We start from the raw sequence: 18040 nt of genomic DNA, 5'->3' as shown, positions 1-18040 counted from the left end.
CCGCCCCGCGGCTCGGGCGCAGGGTCAGCGCAGGAAGACCTTCTGCATGAACTGGGCCACCGGCACCTGCATGGCCGCCTGCACGCGGGGTGGCAGCTCCAGCGGACGCATCAGCATCTTGAGGGTGGGGCCGACTTCGAGATTCGTGCGGATCACGCGGTTCAGGTCCTGGCTGACCTTGCGCAGGTACTGCGGATCATGGCCCTGGGCCGGCGCGCGGGCGGGTGCGATGTGGCGGATGGCGCAGTCGGCATCCTCGCTCTTGAGCTCCAGCGTGCGGCGGGCCACGGTGCCGAACACGCGCATGCGGCCCAGCCGTTCCTGCGCCCGGTAGCGCCGGTAGTAGCGGTAGAAGTGCTTGTAGTGGTTGACCTCGTCGGCCGCGATGCGCGTGGCCAAGTCGTGGAAGACCGGCTCGCGCGTGAAGCGCGCCAGCGCCTTGTAGTAGGTGGCGGTGCCGGTCTCGACCACGCAGCGGGCCGACATCTCCAGGCCGCGCGTGGGGGCCAGCAGCTCCACTTTGCAGTAGGTGGCGTATTCGGCCAGGAAGGCGTCGTAGGCAGGCTGCCAGTCGAAGTCCGGCCACACGTGCTCGACATAGGCGCGCAGCGCACTGCCGTGCTGCAGCTCTTCGGGCTCCCACTGGCTGCGCAGCCAGCCGGCCACCTCGTCGTCGCCCTCGAAATAGTCGATCAGGTTGCGGGTGTAGAGGTCGGAGCCGCTCTCGATGAAGGAGGCGGAGCAGGCCAGGTAGAAGAGGGTGTCGTCGCCGCGCGCCTTGTCGATGTCAATGCGCGAGAAGTCGAGGTCGTCCAGGGTCCAGTGCGGTTTGGTGTGCACATCCAGCATGGGTTCTCCTTGCGGGCTTCGGCGGATGCCGTGCCGGCAAGCCGACACACTAGGGCTTTTACTGTTTCCATTCAGTAGGAAATCGTCACGAACCGTCCGAGCCGTGCTGGATGATGCCCCAATTCGCATGCCATTCAGCTGACCGCATGATGACCGCCGGCGCCCTGAGCCTCCGACCGGCTTTCGCCGGGAGATCCGTTCCGCGGGCAAGGCCCACATTCGTCCAATGACCGACCTCCGTCCGCCCGTCCTCTACGTCTTCCTCATGCCCGGCCCGGCGGTCCAGAAGGCGCTGGACGGCCACCGGGCGCGGTGGTACTGGCCCAAGCCAGCCAAGCGGCCGAAGGCGCACCGGCTGCACCTGACGATGGCGGTGCTCGGTCCGCAGCCGGATACGGCGATCCCGGGCATCCGGCAGGCGCTGGCCGGCGTGGACGGCTCGCACCTGCACCTGCATCTCGGTGGGGCCCGCGTCTGGACGCACAACGGCGTCGCCGTGCTGCTGGCCGAGGCGAATCCCGCCTTGGTGGATCTGCATGCCCGCATCGCGCAGGTGCTGCGCCCCTGGGCACCCCCGCCGCCGCCCTGGACACCCCACGTCACGCTGGCGCGCCGCGCCTGGGAGGCCGCCGCGCCCCAGGGCGATGTCATCGACTGGGCGGTGGACGAATTCCTGCTCGTGCGCTCCTGGCTGCCACCGCATCCGGTACACCACGAGGTGCTGGCGCGCTATCCCTTGCGGGGCGGGTCGGCCACCCCCCCAAACCTATAATCGAATGTTCTGCGAAATCAGGCACTTGGGCCGGCCATCGGGGCCTGCATCAGGCGCCCCCAAGCCGCGGCGCACCGCGGTACAGAGCGACCACACCACATGAGCCAGCCCACCTTCACGGTTGCGGACATCCGCAAGACCTTCCTCGACTTCTTCGAATCCAAGGGCCACACCGTGGTCGCGTCCAGCCCGCTGGTGCCGGGCAACGACCCGACGCTGATGTTCACCAACTCGGGCATGGTGCAGTTCAAGGACGTGTTCCTGGGCGAGGACAAGCGGCCCTACGTGCGCGCCGCGTCGGTGCAGGCCTGCCTGCGTGCCGGCGGCAAGCACAACGACCTCGAGAACGTGGGCTACACCGCCCGCCACCACACCTTCTTCGAGATGCTGGGCAACTGGAGCTTCGGCGACTACTTCAAGCGCGAGTCGCTCAAGTGGGGCTGGGAGCTGCTGACGCAGGTCTTCAAGCTGCCCGCCGAGAAGCTGCTGGCCACCGTCTACATCGACGACGACGAGGCCTACGACATCTGGACCAAGGAGATCGGCCTGCCGCCCGAGCGCGTGATCCGCATCGGCGACAACAAGGGCGGCAAGTACAAGTCCGACAACTTCTGGATGATGGCCGACACCGGCCCCTGCGGTCCCTGCTCGGAGATCTTCTACGACCACGGCGCGCACATCCCCGGCGGCCCCCCGGGCAGCCCCGAGGAAGACGGCGACCGTTTCATCGAGATCTGGAACCACGTGTTCATGCAGTTCGACATGAAGGAAGACGGCAGCGTGGTCAAGCTGCCCGCGCCCTGCGTGGACACCGGCATGGGCCTGGAGCGCCTGGCGGCCATCCTGCAGCACGTGCACAGCAATTACGAGATCGATATCTTCGACGCGCTGATCAAGGCCGCCGCGCGCGAGACCGGCTGCACCGACCTGGCCAATCCTTCGCTCAAGGTCATCGCCGACCACATCCGCGCCACCTCCTTCCTGGTGAGCGACGGCGTGGTGCCCAGCAACGAAGGCCGCGGCTACGTGCAGCGCCGCATCATCCGCCGCGCGATCCGGCACGGCTACAAGCTGGGCCAGAAGAAGCCCTTCTTCCACAAGCTGGTGGCCGACCTGGTTGCGCTGATGGGCGCCGCCTATCCGCGCCTGCAGGCTCAGGCCCAGCACATCACCGACACGCTCAAGGCCGAAGAAGAGCGCTTCTACGAGACGCTGGCCAACGGCATGGACATCCTGGACACAGCCCTGGCCGGCGGCCAGAAGACCCTGCCGGGCGAGGTCGCCTTCAAGCTGCACGACACCTACGGCTTCCCGCTCGACCTGACGCAGGACGTCTGCCGCGAGCGCGACGTCACGGTCGACGAGGCCGGCTTCGATGCCGCCATGGAGCGCCAGAAGGCCGCCGGCCGCGCCGCCGGCAAGTTCAAGATGGAGCGCGCGGTCGAGTACGGCGGCGCTGGCAACGTCTTCACCGGCTACGAGCACCTGCAGGAGGCCGCCAAGGTGGTCGCGCTCTACCACGAAGGCGCTGCCGTGCAGCAGCTGGCCCAGGGCCAGGCCGGCATCGTGGTGCTCGACACCACGCCCTTCTATGCCGAAAGCGGCGGCCAGGTCGGCGACCAGGGCCTGATCACGGCCGAGGGCGTGGTCTTCGGCGTGCAGGACACGCAGAAGATCAAGGCCGACGTCTTCGGCCACCACGGCATGCAGACGCAAGGCACGCTCAAGGTGGGCGATGCCGTCACGGCCGCCGTCGACGGCGAGCGCCGTGCTTCGACGGCCCGCAACCACAGCGTCACCCACCTGATGCACAAGGCCCTGCGCGAGGTGCTGGGCACGCATGTGCAGCAGAAGGGCTCGCTGGTCGACGCCGACAAGACCCGCTTCGACTTCGCCCACAACGCGCCCGTGACCGCGGTGCAGATCGCCGAGATCGAGCAGCGCGTCAACGCCGAGGTGCTGGCCAATGCCGCCACCCAGGCCCGCGTGCTGCCGCTGGAAGAAGCCCAGAAGACCGGCGCCATGATGCTGTTCGGCGAGAAGTACGGCGAGACCGTCCGCGTGCTGGACATCGGCAGCAGCCGCGAGCTGTGCGGCGGCACGCACGTGCAGCGCACCGGCGACATCGGCCTGTTCAAGATCGTCAGCGAATCGGGCGTGGCCGCCGGCGTGCGCCGCGTCGAGGCCGTCACCGGCCTGAACGCGCTGGCCTACCTGCAGGGCCTGGAAGGCACCGTGCAGAGCGTGGCCGCCACGCTCAAGACACCCGCCACCGAGGTGCAGCCGCGCCTGGCACAGGTGCTCGATCAGGTGCGTGCGCTGGAGAAGGAGATCGGGGCGCTCAAGGGCAAGCTGGCCTCCAGCCAGGGCGACGAACTGGCCGGCTCGGCCATCGACGTCAAGGGCGTGAAGGTGCTGGCGGCCAAGCTCGACGGCGCCGATGCCAAGACGCTGCGCGACACCATGGACCAGCTCAAGAACAAGCTCAAGAGCGCCATCGTGGTGCTGGCCGCAGTCGACGGTGCCAAGGTGCAGATCGCCGCGGGCGTCACGGCCGACCTCACGGCCAAGGCCAAGGCCGGCGAGCTGGTCAACTTCGTCGCCCAGCAGGTGGGCGGCAAGGGCGGCGGCAAGCCGGACATGGCCATGGCCGGCGGCACCGATGCCGCGGCCGTGCCGAAGGCCCTGGGCTCGGTGCAGGGCTGGGTGGCCGAGCGGGTCTGATCAGCCGCCGCATTGCTCGTTCCATACAGATGAACGTGCCGGTCGCTTCCGAGCCGTCCGTACCGGGCGAGGTGCTGGTCATGGGGGCGGGCGCCGTTGGCTGTTACGTCGGTGGCTGCCTGGCTGCCGCAGGCGTGCCGGTGACCTTCGTGGGGCGGTCGCGCGTGGTGGAGGCGCTGGCGGCCAAGGGGCTCACGCTGACCGACCGCGATGGCGCGCGCCGCACCGTTGGCGCGCCCCAGTTGGGCCTGGCGCAGGCCGTTCCGGCCGGTTCGCGGCCGGCCCTGGTGCTGCTCACGGTCAAGGGCGGCGCCACGGCACAGGCGGCGGCCGAACTGGCCGCGAGCCTGCCGGCCGGCACGCCCGTGCTCTCGCTTCAGAACGGCATCGGCAACGACCGCGTGGTGCAGGCGGCCGCGCCTGCGCTGCGCGCCCTGCCGGGCATGGTGCCCTACAACATCGCTGAGCTCGCGCCTGGTGCCTACCACCGCGGCACGCCCGGCAGGCTGGCAGCACAGGACGATGCGGCGCTGCGGCCCTGGCTGCCGGTGTTCGAGGCCGCCGGCCTGCCGCTGGACCTGCATGCCGACATGGCCGGCGTGCAGTGGGGCAAGCTGCTGCTCAACCTCAACAACCCCGTCAACGCGCTGTCGGGCATGCCGCTGCGTGACGAACTGCTGGACCGCGGCTACCGCCGCTGCTTCGCCGCGCTGATCGACGAAGCGTTGGCGGTGCTGCGTGCCGCGGGCATCGAACCCGCACAGATGACCGCTGTGCAGCCCGGCCGGTTGCCCGGGCTGCTGCGCCTGCCGGACTGGCTCTTCCGCCGCGTGGCGGCGCCCATGCTCAAGGTCGATGCCAAGGCGCGCTCCAGCATGGCCGACGACGTGGCGCTGGGCCGTCGCACCGAGGTCGATGCGCTGTGCGGCGCCGTGGTCCGATTGGCCCGCGGCCACGGCCTGGATGCGCCGCGCAACGCGCGCATGGTCGCGTTGATGGATGGCGGCTGGCCCGCGCCGCCGCCGCGCCTGGGTTCAGCCGAACTGCGGCAGGCGCTGGGGCTCTGAGGGCGCTCAGCGCCGCGCGACCAGTGCGGACAGCACGGCGCGCAGCGTCGCGACGGCCGCCTGCCGTCCGCCCTCGTCGGTGGCCATCTGTGCCCGCACGATGGCGCCGTCGAAGGCCAGGGCCGCGGCATCGGCCAGCAGGCCCTGCAGCGGCCCTTCCGGCAGCAGTTGCGCGATCACCTGCGTCATCTCGGCCTTGTGCACCTGCGCCACTGCCACGGCCTCGGGCAGGGCTGGCGCCAGCTCGACCACGGTGTTGATGAAGGCGCAGCCGCGGAAGTCCGGCTGCGCGCACCATTCGTCCAGGACGTCGGCGAGCAGCAGGAGGTGTGCGCTGCCGTGCGCGGCCTCGCCGGCGCCATGTCGGCCCAGCGCGTCGATGAACCAGGCCATCCAGCGCGCATGCCGGAGGTCCAGGAAGGCGCGCACCAGCGCATCCTTGCTCGGAAAGTGCCGGTAGAAGGTGAGCTTGGCCACGCCCGACTCGGCAATCAGCCGGTCCACCCCGGTGGCGCGGATGCCGTCGCGGTAGAACAGGTCGTGGGCGGTCGAGAGGATGCGGTCGCGCGCAGGCAGCTCGGAATCCTGGGGGGCAGGGGAGGGCATGCCGCCATTGTAGACAGGTCTGTCTACATCGGCCGCTTTCCACCCTTGCCACCCCAGGAGCCTGACTCTGATGACCGACACCCGCCCACCCCTGCCGCCCTTTACGCTCGAATCCGCCACCCAGAAGGTGCGCGGCGCCGAGGACGCCTGGAACTCCCGCGATCCCGACCGGGTGGCCCAGGTCTACACCGAGGACACCGTCTGGCGCAACCGCACCGAGTTCCCGGTCGGCCGCGAGGCCGCGCGCGCCTTCCTGCAGCGCAAGTGGGCGCGAGAGCTGGACTACCGGCTGATCAAGGGCCTCTGGGCCTTCGGCGGCAACCGCATCGCCGTGCGCTTCGCCTACGAATGGCGCGACGACTCGGGCCACTGGTTCCGCAGCTACGGCAACGAGAACTGGGAGTTCAACGAACAGGGCCTGATGCAGCGGCGATTCGCCAGCATCAACGACCTGCCCATCGCCGAAAGCGACCGCCGCTTCCACTGGCCGCTGGGGCGCCGGCCCGACGACCATCCGGGGCTGGAAGAGCTCGGCCTCTGAGCGGCACGCCGTGCACCTTGCAGGCACGGCGGTTGCATGCGGATGGTGCATGGCTGTGCACGACCCTGGCGCCTTCGCGGGCGCGCTTTCCCCGATGGACCTGGGCGATGGCGTGCCCCGGCACCGGCGCCTGGGCCTGCTGCTGGAGTCCACCGGCGAAGGCATCTTCGGCATCGACCTGGACGGGCACTGCATGTTCATCAACCGGGCCGGGGCCGAGCTGCTGGGCCATGACGCCGCCGAGGTGCTGGGCCGCAACATGCACGAGCTCACGCACCATTCGCATCCCGACGGCTCGGTCTATGCCGACACCGATTGCCCGATCTTCAACGCCTTCCGCCGCGGCCTGCCGTGCCGCATCGACAGCGAGGTGTTCTGGCGCCGCGACGGCAGCTGCTTCGCGGTCGAATACTCCAGCTATCCCATCGTGGACGGCGACACGGTGCGCGGCGCCGTCATCACCTTCGTCGACATCACCGAGCGAAAGCGTGCCGCGCAGGCCATGCGTGAATCGCGCGACGAGATGGAGCGACGCGTGGCGGAGCGCACGGCCGAGCTGAGCGCCGCGCTCAGCCAGGTGCGTGCGCTGTCGGCCTGGATGGACTCGGTGCGCGAGGAAGAGCGGACGCGCATCGCGCGCGAGGTGCACGACGAACTCGGCAGCCTGCTGGTGGGCATGAAGATGGACGTCGACTGGGTCAACCGCCGCCTGGGCGAGCAGAAGGCGCGCGAACCGGCCGAGGCCGAAGCGATGCGCCTGCAGCTGCGCGCCAAGTGCGACAACATGAGCCAGCTCATCGAGCGGGCCGTGGACAACGTGGGGCGCATCATCACCGACCTGCGGCCCAGCATCCTCGACCACCAGGGCCTGTGGGCGGCGCTGGAGTGGCAGGCCAACGAGTTCGTCCAGTCGGCCGAACTGGCGCTGTGCTGGCGCATGGCCGTGGATGGCGCGCCCGAGCTGCCCGAGCCGGCGGCAATGGCGGTGTTCCGCATCTTCCAGGAGATGCTGAGCAATGTCGTGCGCCATGCCCGCGCCAGCCGGGTCGACATCGACATCCGCATCGTCGGTGGCAGCCTGCACCTGATGGTGAGCGACGACGGCGCGGGCGCGCCCGTGCAGGCCTTCCACGCGCCGGGCTCCTACGGCATCCGCGGCATGCGGGAGCGCGCCCTGCATTTCGGCGGCACGGTGGACGTGCACAGCACGGTGGGGCAGGGCACCACGCTGCACCTTCGCATGCCGGCGCCATGACGCCAAACACCCCGACGACCGCTTCCCGCCCCGCCGCCGTGCGCGTGCTGATCGGCGACGACCACCGCATCGTGCGCGAAGGCCTGCGCCAGGTGCTGGGCGACCCGGCCAACGGTGCGCCCGAGATCGTGGTCGCCGCCGAGGCCGTGACCGGGCCCGAGGTGCTGGCGCAGGTGGCCGCCCTGGGCGGACGCGCGGGCATCGACCTGGTGCTGCTGGACATCGCGCTGCCCGGCCGCGACGGGCTGGACGTGCTGCAGGCCCTGCGCGCCGACTGGCCCACGCTGCCGGTCGTGATGATCTCCACCTACCCGGAGCGGCAGTACGCCGTGCGCTGCATCCGCCTGGGCGCGGCCGGCTACCTCAACAAGAGCGCCGATGCGGACGAGATGGTGGCGGCCGTGCGCAAGGCGGCGGCCGGTGGCATCCACGTGACGGCTGCCACTGCCGAGGCGCTGGCGGCCGCCGTGGGCCGCGGCGGCGCCGCCACCGAAGCGCTGTCGCACCGCGAGCACCAGGTCTTCCGCCTGCTCACGACGGGGCACAGCGTGAGCGAGATTGGTGCGCGCCTGGGCCTGGCACCCAACACCGTCAGCACCTACCGGGCGCGCGTGCTCGAAAAGACCGGCACCAAGAACGACGTCGAGCTCGCGCTCTACGCCGAAAGGCTGGCCCAGGGCGGCACCCGGCCCTGATTCCGGCCGCCCGTGTAGTGGCAGCCCTACAGGGGCTCGACGGTGCGGGCGCGATTTGTCGAGGGCGCATCGGTGTTGGCCCATTCCGGCCCATGCGTTGCAAGGCGAGGACATTCCATCAACGAGGTGAAGCATGTCCCGTCTGCCTGCCATCGACCGCCGTCCCGACCCCTATGACGCCGAACGCCCGCTGATGCTGCGGTGCGCCTGCGGCCAGGACCATGCCCCTGGCGACCACGGCGCCGCAGCCGCTTCGGTGGAGGAGGCCTCGCGCGACTTCGTGGAGGCGAGCCTGGTGAAGGCGCTCTTTCCGCACGAGCCGCTGCGCAGGCGCTTTCTGCAGGCCGTGGGGGCCGGCACGGCCCGGGCGGCCATCGCCTCGCTGCTGCCCGTCGCCTCGCTGCAGGCGATGGCGCAGGAGCAGCGCACGCCCGAGAAGAAGGACCTGAAGATCGGCTTCATCGCCATCACCTGCGCCACGCCGCTGATCATGGCCGACCCTCTGGGCTTCTATAAAAAGGAAGGCCTCAACGTCCAGCTCAACAAGACCGCAGGCTGGGCGCTCATCCGCGACAAGATGCTCAGCCGCGAGCACGACGCCAGCCACTTCTTGTCGCCCATGCCGCTGGCCATCAGCATGGGCCTGGGCTCCACGCAGGTGCCGATGAAGGTGGCCACCATCCAGAACACCAACGGCCAGGCCATCACCCTGCACGTCAAGCACAAGGACAAGCGGGACCCGAAGCAGTGGAAGGGCATGAAGTTCGCGGTGCCCTTCGAATACAGCATGCACAACTTCCTGCTGCGCTACTACCTGGCGGAGCATGGCGTGAACCCCGACACCGACGTGCAGATCCGCGTCACGCCGCCGCCCGAGATGGTGGCCAACCTGCGCGCCGGCAACATCGACGGCTTCCTGGGGCCGGACCCGTTCAACCAGCGGGCGGTGTACGACGAGGTCGGCTTCATCCACATCCTGTCGAAGGAGATATGGGACGGCCACCCGTGCTGCGCCTTCGGCGTGAGCGAGGCCTTCATCCAGCAGAACCCGGCCACCTTCGCAGCGCTGTACCGCGCGGTGATCAACGCCTCGTTCATGGCCAGCCAGCCCAAGGACCGCGAGCTGATCGCCAAGGTGATCGCGCCCACGCAGTACCTCAACCAGCCCGAGACGGTGATCGCGCAGGTGCTCACCGGCAAGTACGCCGACGGCCTGGGCGCCGTGAAGAACGTGCCCGACCGCGCCAACTTCGATCCCGTGCCCTGGCAGAGCATGGCCGTCTGGATGCTCACGCAGATGAAGCGCTGGGGCTACGTCAAGGGCGACATCGACTACCGCCAGATCGCCGAGAAGGTCTTTTTGCTGACGGACGCCAAGAAGCAGATGGCCGCCGCCGGCTGGAAGGCGCCGGAGGGCGCGTATCCGCGCTTCAAGGTGATGGGCAAGGAGTTCGACCCTGCCAAGCCCGAGGCGTACGTCAAGAGCTTCGCCATCGCGAAGATGGCCTGAGGCGGGGACCGCCATGGCCATGAACAGGACCTCGTCCTCGCTCACCGTGCGTGCGGCCATCGTGTCGCTGCTGCTGCTCGTGCTCTTGCTGGCCGGCTGGCACCTGGCCACCGCGCCGGTGGCCACGGCCGGCAGCACCGCCGGCCTGACGCAGGAGCAGATCGATTACCTCAGGCTGATGGGCAAGGACCCGGCCGCCGGGACCCAGAAGAGCAGCGGCTTTCCGACGCCCGCCCAACTGGGACGCACCATCGTGGAGGAGCTGTCCGATCCCTTCTACGACAACGGGCCCAACGACAAGGGCATCGCGATCCAGCTGGGCTGGTCGCTGCTGCGCGTGGGGCTGGGCTTTGCCCTGGCCTGCGTGGTGGCGGTGCCGGCGGGCTTTCTGATCGGCATGTCGCCGCTGATGCGCAAGGCCTTCGACCCCTTCATCCAGGTGCTCAAGCCGATCTCGCCGCTGGCCTGGATGCCGCTTGCGCTCTACACCATCAAGGATTCGTCGGTGTCGGGCGTGTTCGTGATCTTCATCTGCTCGGTGTGGCCGATGCTGATCAACACCGCCTTCGGCGTGGCATCGGTCAAGCGCGAGTGGCTCAACGTGGCCAGCACGCTGGAGGTGCGGCCCTTGCGGCGGGCGCTGCGGGTGATCCTGCCGGCGGCGGCGCCCACCATCTTCACCGGCATGCGCATCAGCATGGGCATCGCCTGGCTGGTGATCGTGGCGGCCGAGATGCTGGTGGGCGGCACCGGCATCGGCTACTTCCTCTGGAACGAGTGGAACAACCTGTCGCTGACCCATGTGATCTTCGCCATCCTGCTGATCGGCGTGGTCGGCATGCTGCTGGACCTGGGCTTCGCGGCGCTGCAGAAGAAGGTGACCTATGTGGAGTGAGCCCGCCATGATGTCCATGCCCCCGGTCCAGGCCAGCCCCATTGCGGAGGGGGCCACCGTGTCGGCCGCACCGCTCTCGCCGAACGCCGGCGCCTTCCTGCAGGTGCAGGGCCTGGGCCGCGTGTTCCAGCCCGGCCGCCCGGTGTTTGCCGACGTGGGCTTCGGCGTGGCCCGGGGCGAGTTCGTCTGCATCATCGGCCACTCCGGCAGCGGCAAGACCACCATCCTCAACGTGCTGGCTGGACTCGACGAGGCCGACCAGGGCCATGTGTTCATGGGCGGCCGAGAGTTGCGCGGCCCCAGCCTGGAGCGCGGCGTGGTGTTCCAGAACCATGCGCTCATGCCCTGGCTGACCGTGCGTCGCAACATCGCCTTCGCCGTCGAGTCGCGCTGGCCGCAGTGGAGCCGGGCGCAGGTGGCGGCCCATGTCGAGAAGTACGTGGCTCTGGTCGGCCTGTCGGCCGCGCTGGACAAGAAGCCCTCGCAGCTGTCGGGCGGCATGAAGCAGCGCGTGGGCATCGCCCGCGCCTTCGCCATCGAGCCCAAGATGCTGCTGCTGGACGAGCCCTTCGGCGCCCTGGATGCGCTGACGCGCGGCACGATCCAGGACGAGCTGCTGGCCATCGTCCAGCGCACGCAGCAGACGGTGTTCATGATCACCCACGACGTGGACGAGGCCATCCTGCTGGCCGACCGCATCCTGCTGATGCGCAACGGCGTCGAACTCCCGGGCGGCCAATGGCGGCCGGGCGGCATTGCCGAATCGGTGCAGGTGGCGCTGCCGCGCGAGCGCACGCGGGCCGGCCTGCACCGGCTGCCCGGCTACTACGAGCTGCGCAACCACATCGTCGATTTCCTGGTCAGCCGCGCCCATGCGGTGTGACGACCCTCGTTTCCTTCTTCCAACCCCTCCCCACACACAAGGAGCCATCGCATGAACCGCAACGACGTCACCGAGAAGATCATCGCCACCAAGGTGTCCAAGGGCATCACCTGGGCCTCCGTGGCCGAACAGGTCGGTCTCTCGAAGGAATGGGTCACGGCCGCCTGCCTGGGCCAGATGACGCTGGACGCCGCCCAGGCCGCCACCATCGGCGAGATCTTCGGCCTCGGCGCCGACGAGCAGAAGTGGCTGCAGGTCGTGCCCTACAAGGGCTCGCTGCCCACGGCCGTGCCCACCGATCCGCTGATCTACCGCTGGTACGAGATCGTCAACGTCTACGGCACCACCATCAAGGAACTGATCCACGAGGAGTTCGGCGACGGAATCATGAGCGCCATCGACTTCAAGATGGACATCGTGCGCGAGCCCGATCCCAAGGGCGACCGCGTGAACGTGGTGCTGTCGGGCAAGTTCCTGCCCTACAAGACCTATTGAGCCTCGCGCACCGCTGCGGTGCGCGAGGCCGGCCGGACGCACCACCGTCCGCCAGCGTTCCGAAAAACGCCCCGACGCAGGCTGCGCCGGGGCGTTTTGCTTGGGCATGCTTCCTGCATAAACGTTCCCGTAATAGATCGTTGATTCATATGTGAATCAGAAGAGCCATCTAACCTAGGAACAACCCGCATACCAAAGCCGTCGACAGCCCTTAATCTCGCTGTCGTATTTCAGAAAAGAATCGTCGTTTCACCTATTAATCAATCATGTCCTTTCCCACGAAACTACTCCGCGCCCTGATGCTGGGCCTGGGACTGGTCGCTGCCGCCAGCGCCGCACTGGCGCAGGGCAACTGGCCGTCCAAGCCGATCACCATCGTCGTCGCCTATCCGGCAGGCGGCGACACCGACGCGCTGGCGCGCGTCTTCGCCGAGAAGCTGGCCCCGCGCCTGGGCCAGCCGGTGCTGGTGGACAACAAGCCCGGCGCCAGCGGTGTGATCGGCAGCGCCTTCGTGGGCAAGGCCCAGCCCGATGGCTACACCTTGCTGATGGCACCCAACACCTTCGCCATGGCACAGCTGGTACTCAAGACCACGCCCCAGGCCGGCTATGACGTGCTGAGCGGCTTCACGCCCATCATCCAGACGGGCGCGCAGCCGCTGTTCATCGCCGCAGGCCCGGGCACCAAGGCCAAGTCGCTGAAGGAGGCGATGGACGAGTCCAAGAAGAGCGAGCTGGCCTATGCCAGCCCCGGCAGCGGCTCGCCCATGCACGTGCTGGGCGAGATGTTCAACAAGAGCACCGGCGCCAACTTCCGCCACGTGCCGTACCGCGGCGTCGCCCCAGCCCTGACCGACATCGCCGGCGGCCATGTGCCCCTGACGTGGATCACCTACGGCCCCATCGCGCCCTACCTCGCCGACGGCAAGATGCGCCTGTTCGCCGTCGCCCAGGCCCAGCGCAGCCCGCTGGCGCCCGACGTGCCGACGCTGGCCGAACTGGGCTACAAGAACGTCGAGGTCACGGCCTGGAACGGCCTGTACGGTCCCAAGGGCCTGTCGCCCGAGATCGTGAAGACGCTCAACACCCACATCAACGAGATCATCAAGATGCCCGACGTGGCCGCCAAGATGAAGACGCTGGGCACCATCCCGGTCGGTGGCGCGCCGGACGTGCTGGCCAAGACGACGGCGGCCGACCTGGAGCGCTTCACGCGCGTGGTCAAGGAACTGGGCATCCAGGCCGATTGAGCACGTTGGCGTAGCTCGCGCTTCTGGCGCGTGCACGGCACACAAGAAGGGCGGTCCGACGCAAGTCGGACCGCCCTTCGTTCATGCGCTGGCGGGGCGCCGCGGTTCAGAGCGCCGTTCAGACATCGTCGTCTTCGCCTTCGTCTTCCGCGTCGTCCTCGACCATTTCTCCTACGGCGACGCGCACGTCGTCATCTGTCATGCCGTCGTTGGGGCCAACGATGCGGTCGGGCAGGATGTCGGCATCGGGCGTCACTGTGCCCTCGACGTCCGCGCGCTCGCCGGTGCCGGACGCATCGGTGGCGCCGCCAAGCGGCTCCAGCATGGGCCCGCCGGGGCTGTCCTCGGGACGTGCGAGAAAGGCGTCCTCGCCCACCGTGTCGCTGCCGCTGTCCGAGTTGTCGCTCGGGCCCAGCAGGGTGGTGTCGTCGTCGTGGGGCAGGGTGTTGTCCGCGCTGCCCAGGATGCTGCTTCTGGCCATGGTGTGCTCCTTCTGGGGTCGGCGATGTGCCGACGCATGGAAGAACCTTGCGCGGTGACCGTCGTGCACCCTGTGGGAGAGGGCCGATGGGCCCTGTCAGGGGGACATGGGCATGTGTGGCCGCTGTCTTGGCCTTCCACCGTATGCGGGGCAGGAAGGCCGTGACATCCACTCAGCCGGGCACGAGCATGAAGGTGGCGTGCAGCCCCGCGATGGCCGAGGGCCCCACCCACAGGTCGAACTCGCCGGTATCCACCGTGGGGCGCATGTCGGCGCCGGTGAAGAGCAGGTCCTCGCGGGTGAGCAGGAAATGCACCTGCACGGTCTGCCCGGCCTCGATGCGCACGCGGTGGAAGGCTTTGAGCTCGCGCACGGGCCGCGTGAAGCTGGCGGCGCGGGCGCCGATGTAGAGCTGCACCGTCTCGTCGACGGCGCGGGTGCCGGCGTTGGTGACGCTGGCCATCACACGCAGCGGCTGGTCGGGCGCCATGCGGCCGGGGCTGACTTCCAGTGCGCCGTAGCGCACGGCCGAGTAGCCCAGCCCGTGCCCGAAGGCGTAGAGCGGCTCGTTGGTCGCATCCAGGTAGCGGGTGCGGAAGCGCCCGGGCCCGCCCTGCGTATCGGGCCGGCCGGTGCGCTTGTGCGCGTAGTAGAAGGGCACCTGCCCCGGCGTCTGCGGAAAGCTCACCGGCAGCCGGCCGGAAGGCGACACGTCGCCGAACAGGGTGTCGGCGATGGCCGGCCCCGTCTCGGTGCCCAGGAACCACGTGACCAGCAGCGCCTGCGCGTTGCGCACCGCGCCGCGCAGGGCCAGCGCGCGGCCGTTGCGCAGCAGCACGACCACCGGCTTGCCCGTGGCCGCCACGGCCTCGGCCAACTGCTGCTGGGCCTGCGGCACCTCGATGTCGGTGCGCGAACGCGATTCGCCCGACATCTGGTCGCTCTCGCCCAGCGTCATGACCACCACGTCGGCCTGGCGCGCGGCCGCCACGGCCTGCGCGATGCCGCCATCGAGCGGCGATTCCACGTCGCTGCCACGCACGACGCTCAGCAGCGACGGATCGGCCAGTTGCGCGCGGATCGCGTCCTCGATGCCCACCGGTGGCAGCTGGCCCGGAAAGGGCCGCCACGGCCCGAAGAGCGACTGCGCATCCGCAAAGGGCCCGATCAGCGCGATGCGCTTGCCCGACTTGGGCAGCGGCAGCAGGTCGCCGCTGTTCTTCAGCAGCACGATGGAACGCTGCGCAGCCTCGCGGGCCAGCCGGCGGTGGGCGGCGCCGTCGAAGCGCGGCGGCGCGCCGGGCGCGTCCTCCTGCAGTCCGCGGAAGGGCTGCTCGAACAGGCCCAGCCGCTGTTTGACGCGCAGCACGCGTCGCACGGCCTGGTCCAGCCGCGCCATGGAGACATCGCCGCTGCGCACCAGCTCGGGCAGGTGGCGCATGTACAGGCCACTCTGCATGCTCACATCCGTGCCGGCCAGGAAGGCGCGGCGGGCGGCCTCGCGCTCGTCGGCCGCAAAGCCATGGGCGATCAGTTCCTCGTCGGCCGTGTAGTCCGAGACCACGAAGCCCTCGAAGCCCCATTCCCGCCGCAGCACCTGTGTCAGCAGCCAGGGATTGGCATTGGAGGGCACGCCGCCGATCTCGTTGAAGGCCGCCATCACCGACAGGGCGCCGGCATCGATGGCGGCCTTGAAGGGCGGCAGGTAGACGTCGCGCAGGGTGCGCTCCGACAGGTCCACGGCGGCATAGTCCAGCCCGCCTTCGGCCGCGCCGTAGCCGGCGAAATGCTTGGGCGTGGCCAGCATGGCGTCGGCGCGCGACAGGTCCGCCGTCTGGAAGCCGCGCACGCGGGCGGCCGCGAAGCGGCGGGTGAGCAGCACGTCCTCGCCATAGCCCTCGACGACGCGGCCCCAGCGGGCATCGCGGGCGATGTCGATCATGGGTGCGAAGGTCCAGCGGAAGCCGTCGGCCGTGCCTTCGCGGGCGGCGGCACGGGCCGTGCGCTCGGAAAGCGCCGGATCCCAGCTGGCGGCCTCCGCCAGCGGCACCGGGAACACGGTGCGGAAGCCATGGATGATGTCCACGCCGAAGAGCAGCGGGATGCCCAGGCGCGATTCGCGCACCGCCACCTCCTGAGCGCGGCGCTTGGCCGCCAGCCCCTCGCCATTGAACAGGCCCATGACGCGGCCGGCGCGGATGTCATCGAGCTGCTGGCGCAGCCCGACCTGGCCGGTCTGCGGATTGCCCAGGATCTCCTCGGCGGCGGGGGCGTAGAGGCTCAGCTGGCCGACCTTCTCGTCGATGGTCATGCGCAGGATCAGCGCCTCGATGCGGGCATCGGCGGCCAGGGATTCGGCGAGGGCTTCGGCGGGTTTCTGGAGCTCGGCGCAGCCGGCGAGGCCGGTGGCGATGGGGAGCGAGGCAAGACGGAGCAGGGCTTGGCGGCGATGCATGCCGCCAATTGTCAACAAAGGTCAAAAGTCCCCGGCCCAAGGCCGGGCTCAGTCCTTGTAGCCCGGGCTCTCGCGGTCCAGTTTGCGCAGCAGCGCCGGCCAGGCGATGTTGGCGCCCTGGCCGGTGGTGACCTTCTTCATCACCTGGCTGATGCCGTCCATGATCTGCGGGTTGACATGGACCAGCTCGCCGCCGGCCTGGGCGTCGATCTGGATACGGCAGGCGTTCTCGAACGTGTACATGTGCAGGAAGGCGTCGGCCACCGTCTTGCCCACGGTCAGCAGACCGTGGTTGCGCAGCAGCATGTAGTTGTTGCGGCCGAGGTCCTGCTGCAGGCGCGGCTTCTCGTCGTCGCGCACGGCCACGCCTTCGTAGTCGTGATGCGCCAGCGAGGCCAGCACGAAGGTGCTCTGCTGGCTGATGGGCAGCACGCCGCATTTCTGGGCGCTGACGGCCACGCCGGCACGGCTGTGGGTGTGCAGCACACACTGCACGTCGTCGCGGGCGGCGTGGATGCAGCTGTGGATCACGAAGCCGGCCGGGTTGACCGGGTACGGCGAGTCGATCAGCTTGTTGCAGTCCATGTCCACCTTGACCAGGCTGGAAGCCGTGATCTCGTCGAACATCATCCCGTAGGGGTTGATGAGGAAGTGATGGTCCGGCCCCGGGATGCGGGCGCTGATGTGGGTGAAGACCAGGTCGCTCCAGCCGTACAGCGCCACGAGGCGGTAGCAGGCGGCGAGGTCCACGCGCAGCTGCCATTCCTCGTCGGAGACGAGGCGGCGGACTTCGCTGAGTTCGGCTTGGGAGGTGGCGTTCATGGGTGTCTCCTTGTGCGCCGCGCGGGCGGCAGGTTCGGATGGTCGCGGGGATGGGCAACGGCGGCAGCGTGCCCACTCAAGCCGCTTCTGTGGCCAGGGCCTTCTTGTAGATGCTCTGGCGCGGCTGGGCCATCAGGCGGCGCAGCATGGGTTCGAACTCGGCAATGGGCAACGTCTCGCCCTTGGGGTCGAAGGCCGGGTTGTCGTAGAGCTCGCAGAACTCGGCCGTGCGGTCGAAGTGCGGATGCGTGCGGAACTGCTCGCGCAGGTCGCGGTCCAGCCCGATGTGGTGGAAGAAATAGTGGCCCTGGAAGATGCCGTGGTGCTTGACCATCCAGTGGTTCTCCTCGCTGACGAAGGGCTGGAGGATGGCGGCGGCGATGTCCGGATGGTTGAAGGCGCCCAGCGTATCGCCGATGTCGTGCAGCAGGGCGCAGACCACGTATTCCTCGTCCCGACCGTCACGCAGGGCGCGGGTGGCGGTCTGCAGGCTGTGGGTGTAGCGGTCCACCGGAAAGCCGCCGTAGTCGCCTTCGAGCAGCTTCAGGTGCGCCATCACGCGCTCGGGCAGCCCGCTGGCGAAGTGCATGAACTCGCCACTGATGGCCTGCCAGTCCTCGCGCGTGCTGTCCTGCATGCGCACGAAAGTCGCCCTGTGGGCCATGGTCGTCTCCGTCGTTGTCGTGGGGGAGACGGCACTGTAGGCCGGCGCAGCGGGCGCCGTCTGTCCGGCAGACGAC

General features: G+C 69.1%; 17 protein-coding genes. 11 read left to right on the top strand and 6 right to left on the bottom strand.

Annotated features, from left to right (window positions below):
- Positions 1-24: 24 nt before the first annotated feature.
- Positions 25-849, bottom strand: coding sequence for a ferritin-like domain-containing protein (locus KBC94_RS10005; protein ID WP_294369447.1), 825 nt, complete (start codon positions 847-849; stop codon positions 25-27).
- Positions 850-1075: 226 nt separating this feature from the next.
- On the opposite strand from KBC94_RS10005, the gene KBC94_RS10000 reads away from it, so the two are divergent.
- The 3 genes from KBC94_RS10000 to KBC94_RS09990 all read left to right on the top strand — a co-directional run bounded on the left by KBC94_RS10000 (position 1076) and on the right by KBC94_RS09990 (position 5412).
- Positions 1076-1621 carry a 2'-5' RNA ligase family protein gene (locus tag KBC94_RS10000; RefSeq protein ID WP_294369444.1) on the top strand — a complete coding sequence of 182 codons (546 nt, stop codon included), beginning with the start codon at positions 1076-1078 and terminating at the stop codon, positions 1619-1621.
- Positions 1622-1720: 99 nt separating this feature from the next.
- On the top strand, positions 1721-4345 hold the full coding sequence (alaS, locus tag KBC94_RS09995; protein WP_294369439.1) for an alanine--tRNA ligase: 2625 nt from the start codon (positions 1721-1723) through the stop codon (positions 4343-4345).
- 80 nt (positions 4346-4425) lie between these two features.
- Positions 4426-5412, top strand: a complete 987-nt coding sequence (locus KBC94_RS09990) for a 2-dehydropantoate 2-reductase (RefSeq protein WP_294369879.1) — start codon at positions 4426-4428, stop codon at positions 5410-5412.
- A 6-nt stretch (positions 5413-5418) separates the two neighbouring features.
- On the opposite strand, the gene KBC94_RS09985 is transcribed toward KBC94_RS09990, so the two are convergent.
- Positions 5419-6018, bottom strand: a complete 600-nt coding sequence (locus tag KBC94_RS09985; protein ID WP_294369437.1) for a TetR/AcrR family transcriptional regulator — start codon at positions 6016-6018, stop codon at positions 5419-5421.
- A gap of 70 nt (positions 6019-6088) precedes the next feature.
- Here KBC94_RS09985 and KBC94_RS09980 point away from each other — a divergent pair, with 70 nt between their 5' ends.
- The 8 genes from KBC94_RS09980 to KBC94_RS09945 all read left to right on the top strand — a co-directional run bounded on the left by KBC94_RS09980 (position 6089) and on the right by KBC94_RS09945 (position 13542).
- Complete coding sequence (locus KBC94_RS09980; protein WP_294369435.1) at positions 6089-6559, top strand: nuclear transport factor 2 family protein; 471 nt, start codon at positions 6089-6091, stop codon at positions 6557-6559.
- A gap of 94 nt (positions 6560-6653) precedes the next feature.
- Positions 6654-7814 (top strand): PAS domain-containing sensor histidine kinase, encoded by a 1161-nt coding sequence (locus KBC94_RS09975; protein WP_294369877.1) that lies wholly within the window; start codon positions 6654-6656, stop codon positions 7812-7814.
- Positions 7811-8509 carry a response regulator transcription factor gene (locus tag KBC94_RS09970; protein WP_294369434.1) on the top strand — a complete coding sequence of 233 codons (699 nt, stop codon included), beginning with the start codon at positions 7811-7813 and terminating at the stop codon, positions 8507-8509. Before KBC94_RS09975 ends, KBC94_RS09970 begins: the two co-directional genes overlap by 4 nt.
- 133 nt (positions 8510-8642) lie before the next feature.
- A complete protein-coding gene (locus KBC94_RS09965) occupies positions 8643-10019 on the top strand; it encodes a CmpA/NrtA family ABC transporter substrate-binding protein (protein ID WP_294369431.1) in 1377 nt (458 codons plus the stop codon).
- A 13-nt stretch (positions 10020-10032) separates the two neighbouring features.
- Positions 10033-10914, top strand: coding sequence for a nitrate ABC transporter permease (ntrB, locus tag KBC94_RS09960; RefSeq protein ID WP_294369428.1), 882 nt, complete (start codon positions 10033-10035; stop codon positions 10912-10914).
- Positions 10915-10930: 16 nt separating this feature from the next.
- Positions 10931-11797 carry an ABC transporter ATP-binding protein gene (locus KBC94_RS09955; RefSeq protein ID WP_294369875.1) on the top strand — a complete coding sequence of 289 codons (867 nt, stop codon included), beginning with the start codon at positions 10931-10933 and terminating at the stop codon, positions 11795-11797.
- 51 nt (positions 11798-11848) lie between these two features.
- Positions 11849-12292, top strand: a complete 444-nt coding sequence (cynS, locus tag KBC94_RS09950) for a cyanase (protein WP_294369425.1) — start codon at positions 11849-11851, stop codon at positions 12290-12292.
- A gap of 299 nt (positions 12293-12591) precedes the next feature.
- Complete coding sequence (locus KBC94_RS09945) at positions 12592-13542, top strand: tripartite tricarboxylate transporter substrate binding protein (protein WP_294369872.1); 951 nt, start codon at positions 12592-12594, stop codon at positions 13540-13542.
- A gap of 118 nt (positions 13543-13660) precedes the next feature.
- Here the strand turns inward: KBC94_RS09945 and KBC94_RS09940 are convergent, their stop codons facing one another.
- The 4 genes from KBC94_RS09940 to KBC94_RS09925 form a co-directional block, all read right to left on the bottom strand.
- The gene (locus KBC94_RS09940) at positions 13661-14023 is read right to left on the bottom strand and encodes a hypothetical protein (protein WP_294369423.1); all 363 of its coding nucleotides are present in this window, start codon (positions 14021-14023) and stop codon (positions 13661-13663) included.
- A gap of 172 nt (positions 14024-14195) precedes the next feature.
- Positions 14196-16478 (bottom strand): beta-glucosidase BglX, encoded by a 2283-nt coding sequence (gene bglX, locus KBC94_RS09935; RefSeq protein WP_294369420.1) that lies wholly within the window; start codon positions 16476-16478, stop codon positions 14196-14198.
- A 48-nt stretch (positions 16479-16526) separates the two neighbouring features.
- Positions 16527-17300: a class II aldolase/adducin family protein gene (locus tag KBC94_RS09930; RefSeq protein WP_294369419.1), complete on the bottom strand. Its 774-nt coding sequence runs from the start codon at positions 17298-17300 to the stop codon at positions 16527-16529.
- A gap of 76 nt (positions 17301-17376) precedes the next feature.
- Complete coding sequence (locus tag KBC94_RS09925) at positions 17377-17964, bottom strand: HD domain-containing protein (protein WP_294369416.1); 588 nt, start codon at positions 17962-17964, stop codon at positions 17377-17379.
- Between the last annotated feature and the right edge of the window lie 76 nt (positions 17965-18040).

This window comes from Pseudacidovorax sp., assembly GCF_017991995.1.
In the GTDB taxonomy this organism is placed as follows: Bacteria; Pseudomonadota; Gammaproteobacteria; order Burkholderiales; family Burkholderiaceae_C; genus Xenophilus.
The sequence above is the reverse complement of the archived record's forward strand: the minus strand, read 5'-3'. Positions and strand labels throughout refer to the sequence as shown.

What these genes read in the sequence shown, in the direction of transcription:
- KBC94_RS09965 (WP_294369431.1), top strand. Translation starts at nt 8,643, where the DNA reads ATGTCCCGTCTGCCTGCCATCGACCGCCGTCCCGACCCCTATGACGCC.
- KBC94_RS09955 (WP_294369875.1), top strand. Translation starts at nt 10,931, where the DNA reads ATGCCCCCGGTCCAGGCCAGCCCCATTGCGGAGGGGGCCACCGTGTCG.
- KBC94_RS09940 (WP_294369423.1), bottom strand. Translation starts at nt 14,023, where the DNA reads ATGGCCAGAAGCAGCATCCTGGGCAGCGCGGACAACACCCTGCCCCAC.
- KBC94_RS09990 (WP_294369879.1), top strand. Translation starts at nt 4,426, where the DNA reads ATGGGGGCGGGCGCCGTTGGCTGTTACGTCGGTGGCTGCCTGGCTGCC.
- KBC94_RS09930 (WP_294369419.1), bottom strand. Translation starts at nt 17,300, where the DNA reads ATGAACGCCACCTCCCAAGCCGAACTCAGCGAAGTCCGCCGCCTCGTC.
- KBC94_RS10000 (WP_294369444.1), top strand. Translation starts at nt 1,076, where the DNA reads ATGACCGACCTCCGTCCGCCCGTCCTCTACGTCTTCCTCATGCCCGGC.
- KBC94_RS09925 (WP_294369416.1), bottom strand. Translation starts at nt 17,964, where the DNA reads ATGGCCCACAGGGCGACTTTCGTGCGCATGCAGGACAGCACGCGCGAG.
- KBC94_RS09985 (WP_294369437.1), bottom strand. Translation starts at nt 6,018, where the DNA reads ATGCCCTCCCCTGCCCCCCAGGATTCCGAGCTGCCTGCGCGCGACCGC.
- KBC94_RS09975 (WP_294369877.1), top strand. Translation starts at nt 6,654, where the DNA reads ATGGACCTGGGCGATGGCGTGCCCCGGCACCGGCGCCTGGGCCTGCTG.
- KBC94_RS09980 (WP_294369435.1), top strand. Translation starts at nt 6,089, where the DNA reads ATGACCGACACCCGCCCACCCCTGCCGCCCTTTACGCTCGAATCCGCC.
- KBC94_RS09970 (WP_294369434.1), top strand. Translation starts at nt 7,811, where the DNA reads ATGACGCCAAACACCCCGACGACCGCTTCCCGCCCCGCCGCCGTGCGC.
- ntrB (WP_294369428.1), top strand. Translation starts at nt 10,033, where the DNA reads ATGGCCATGAACAGGACCTCGTCCTCGCTCACCGTGCGTGCGGCCATC.
- KBC94_RS09945 (WP_294369872.1), top strand. Translation starts at nt 12,592, where the DNA reads ATGCTGGGCCTGGGACTGGTCGCTGCCGCCAGCGCCGCACTGGCGCAG.
- bglX (WP_294369420.1), bottom strand. Translation starts at nt 16,478, where the DNA reads ATGCATCGCCGCCAAGCCCTGCTCCGTCTTGCCTCGCTCCCCATCGCC.
- alaS (WP_294369439.1), top strand. Translation starts at nt 1,721, where the DNA reads ATGAGCCAGCCCACCTTCACGGTTGCGGACATCCGCAAGACCTTCCTC.
- cynS (WP_294369425.1), top strand. Translation starts at nt 11,849, where the DNA reads ATGAACCGCAACGACGTCACCGAGAAGATCATCGCCACCAAGGTGTCC.
- KBC94_RS10005 (WP_294369447.1), bottom strand. Translation starts at nt 849, where the DNA reads ATGCTGGATGTGCACACCAAACCGCACTGGACCCTGGACGACCTCGAC.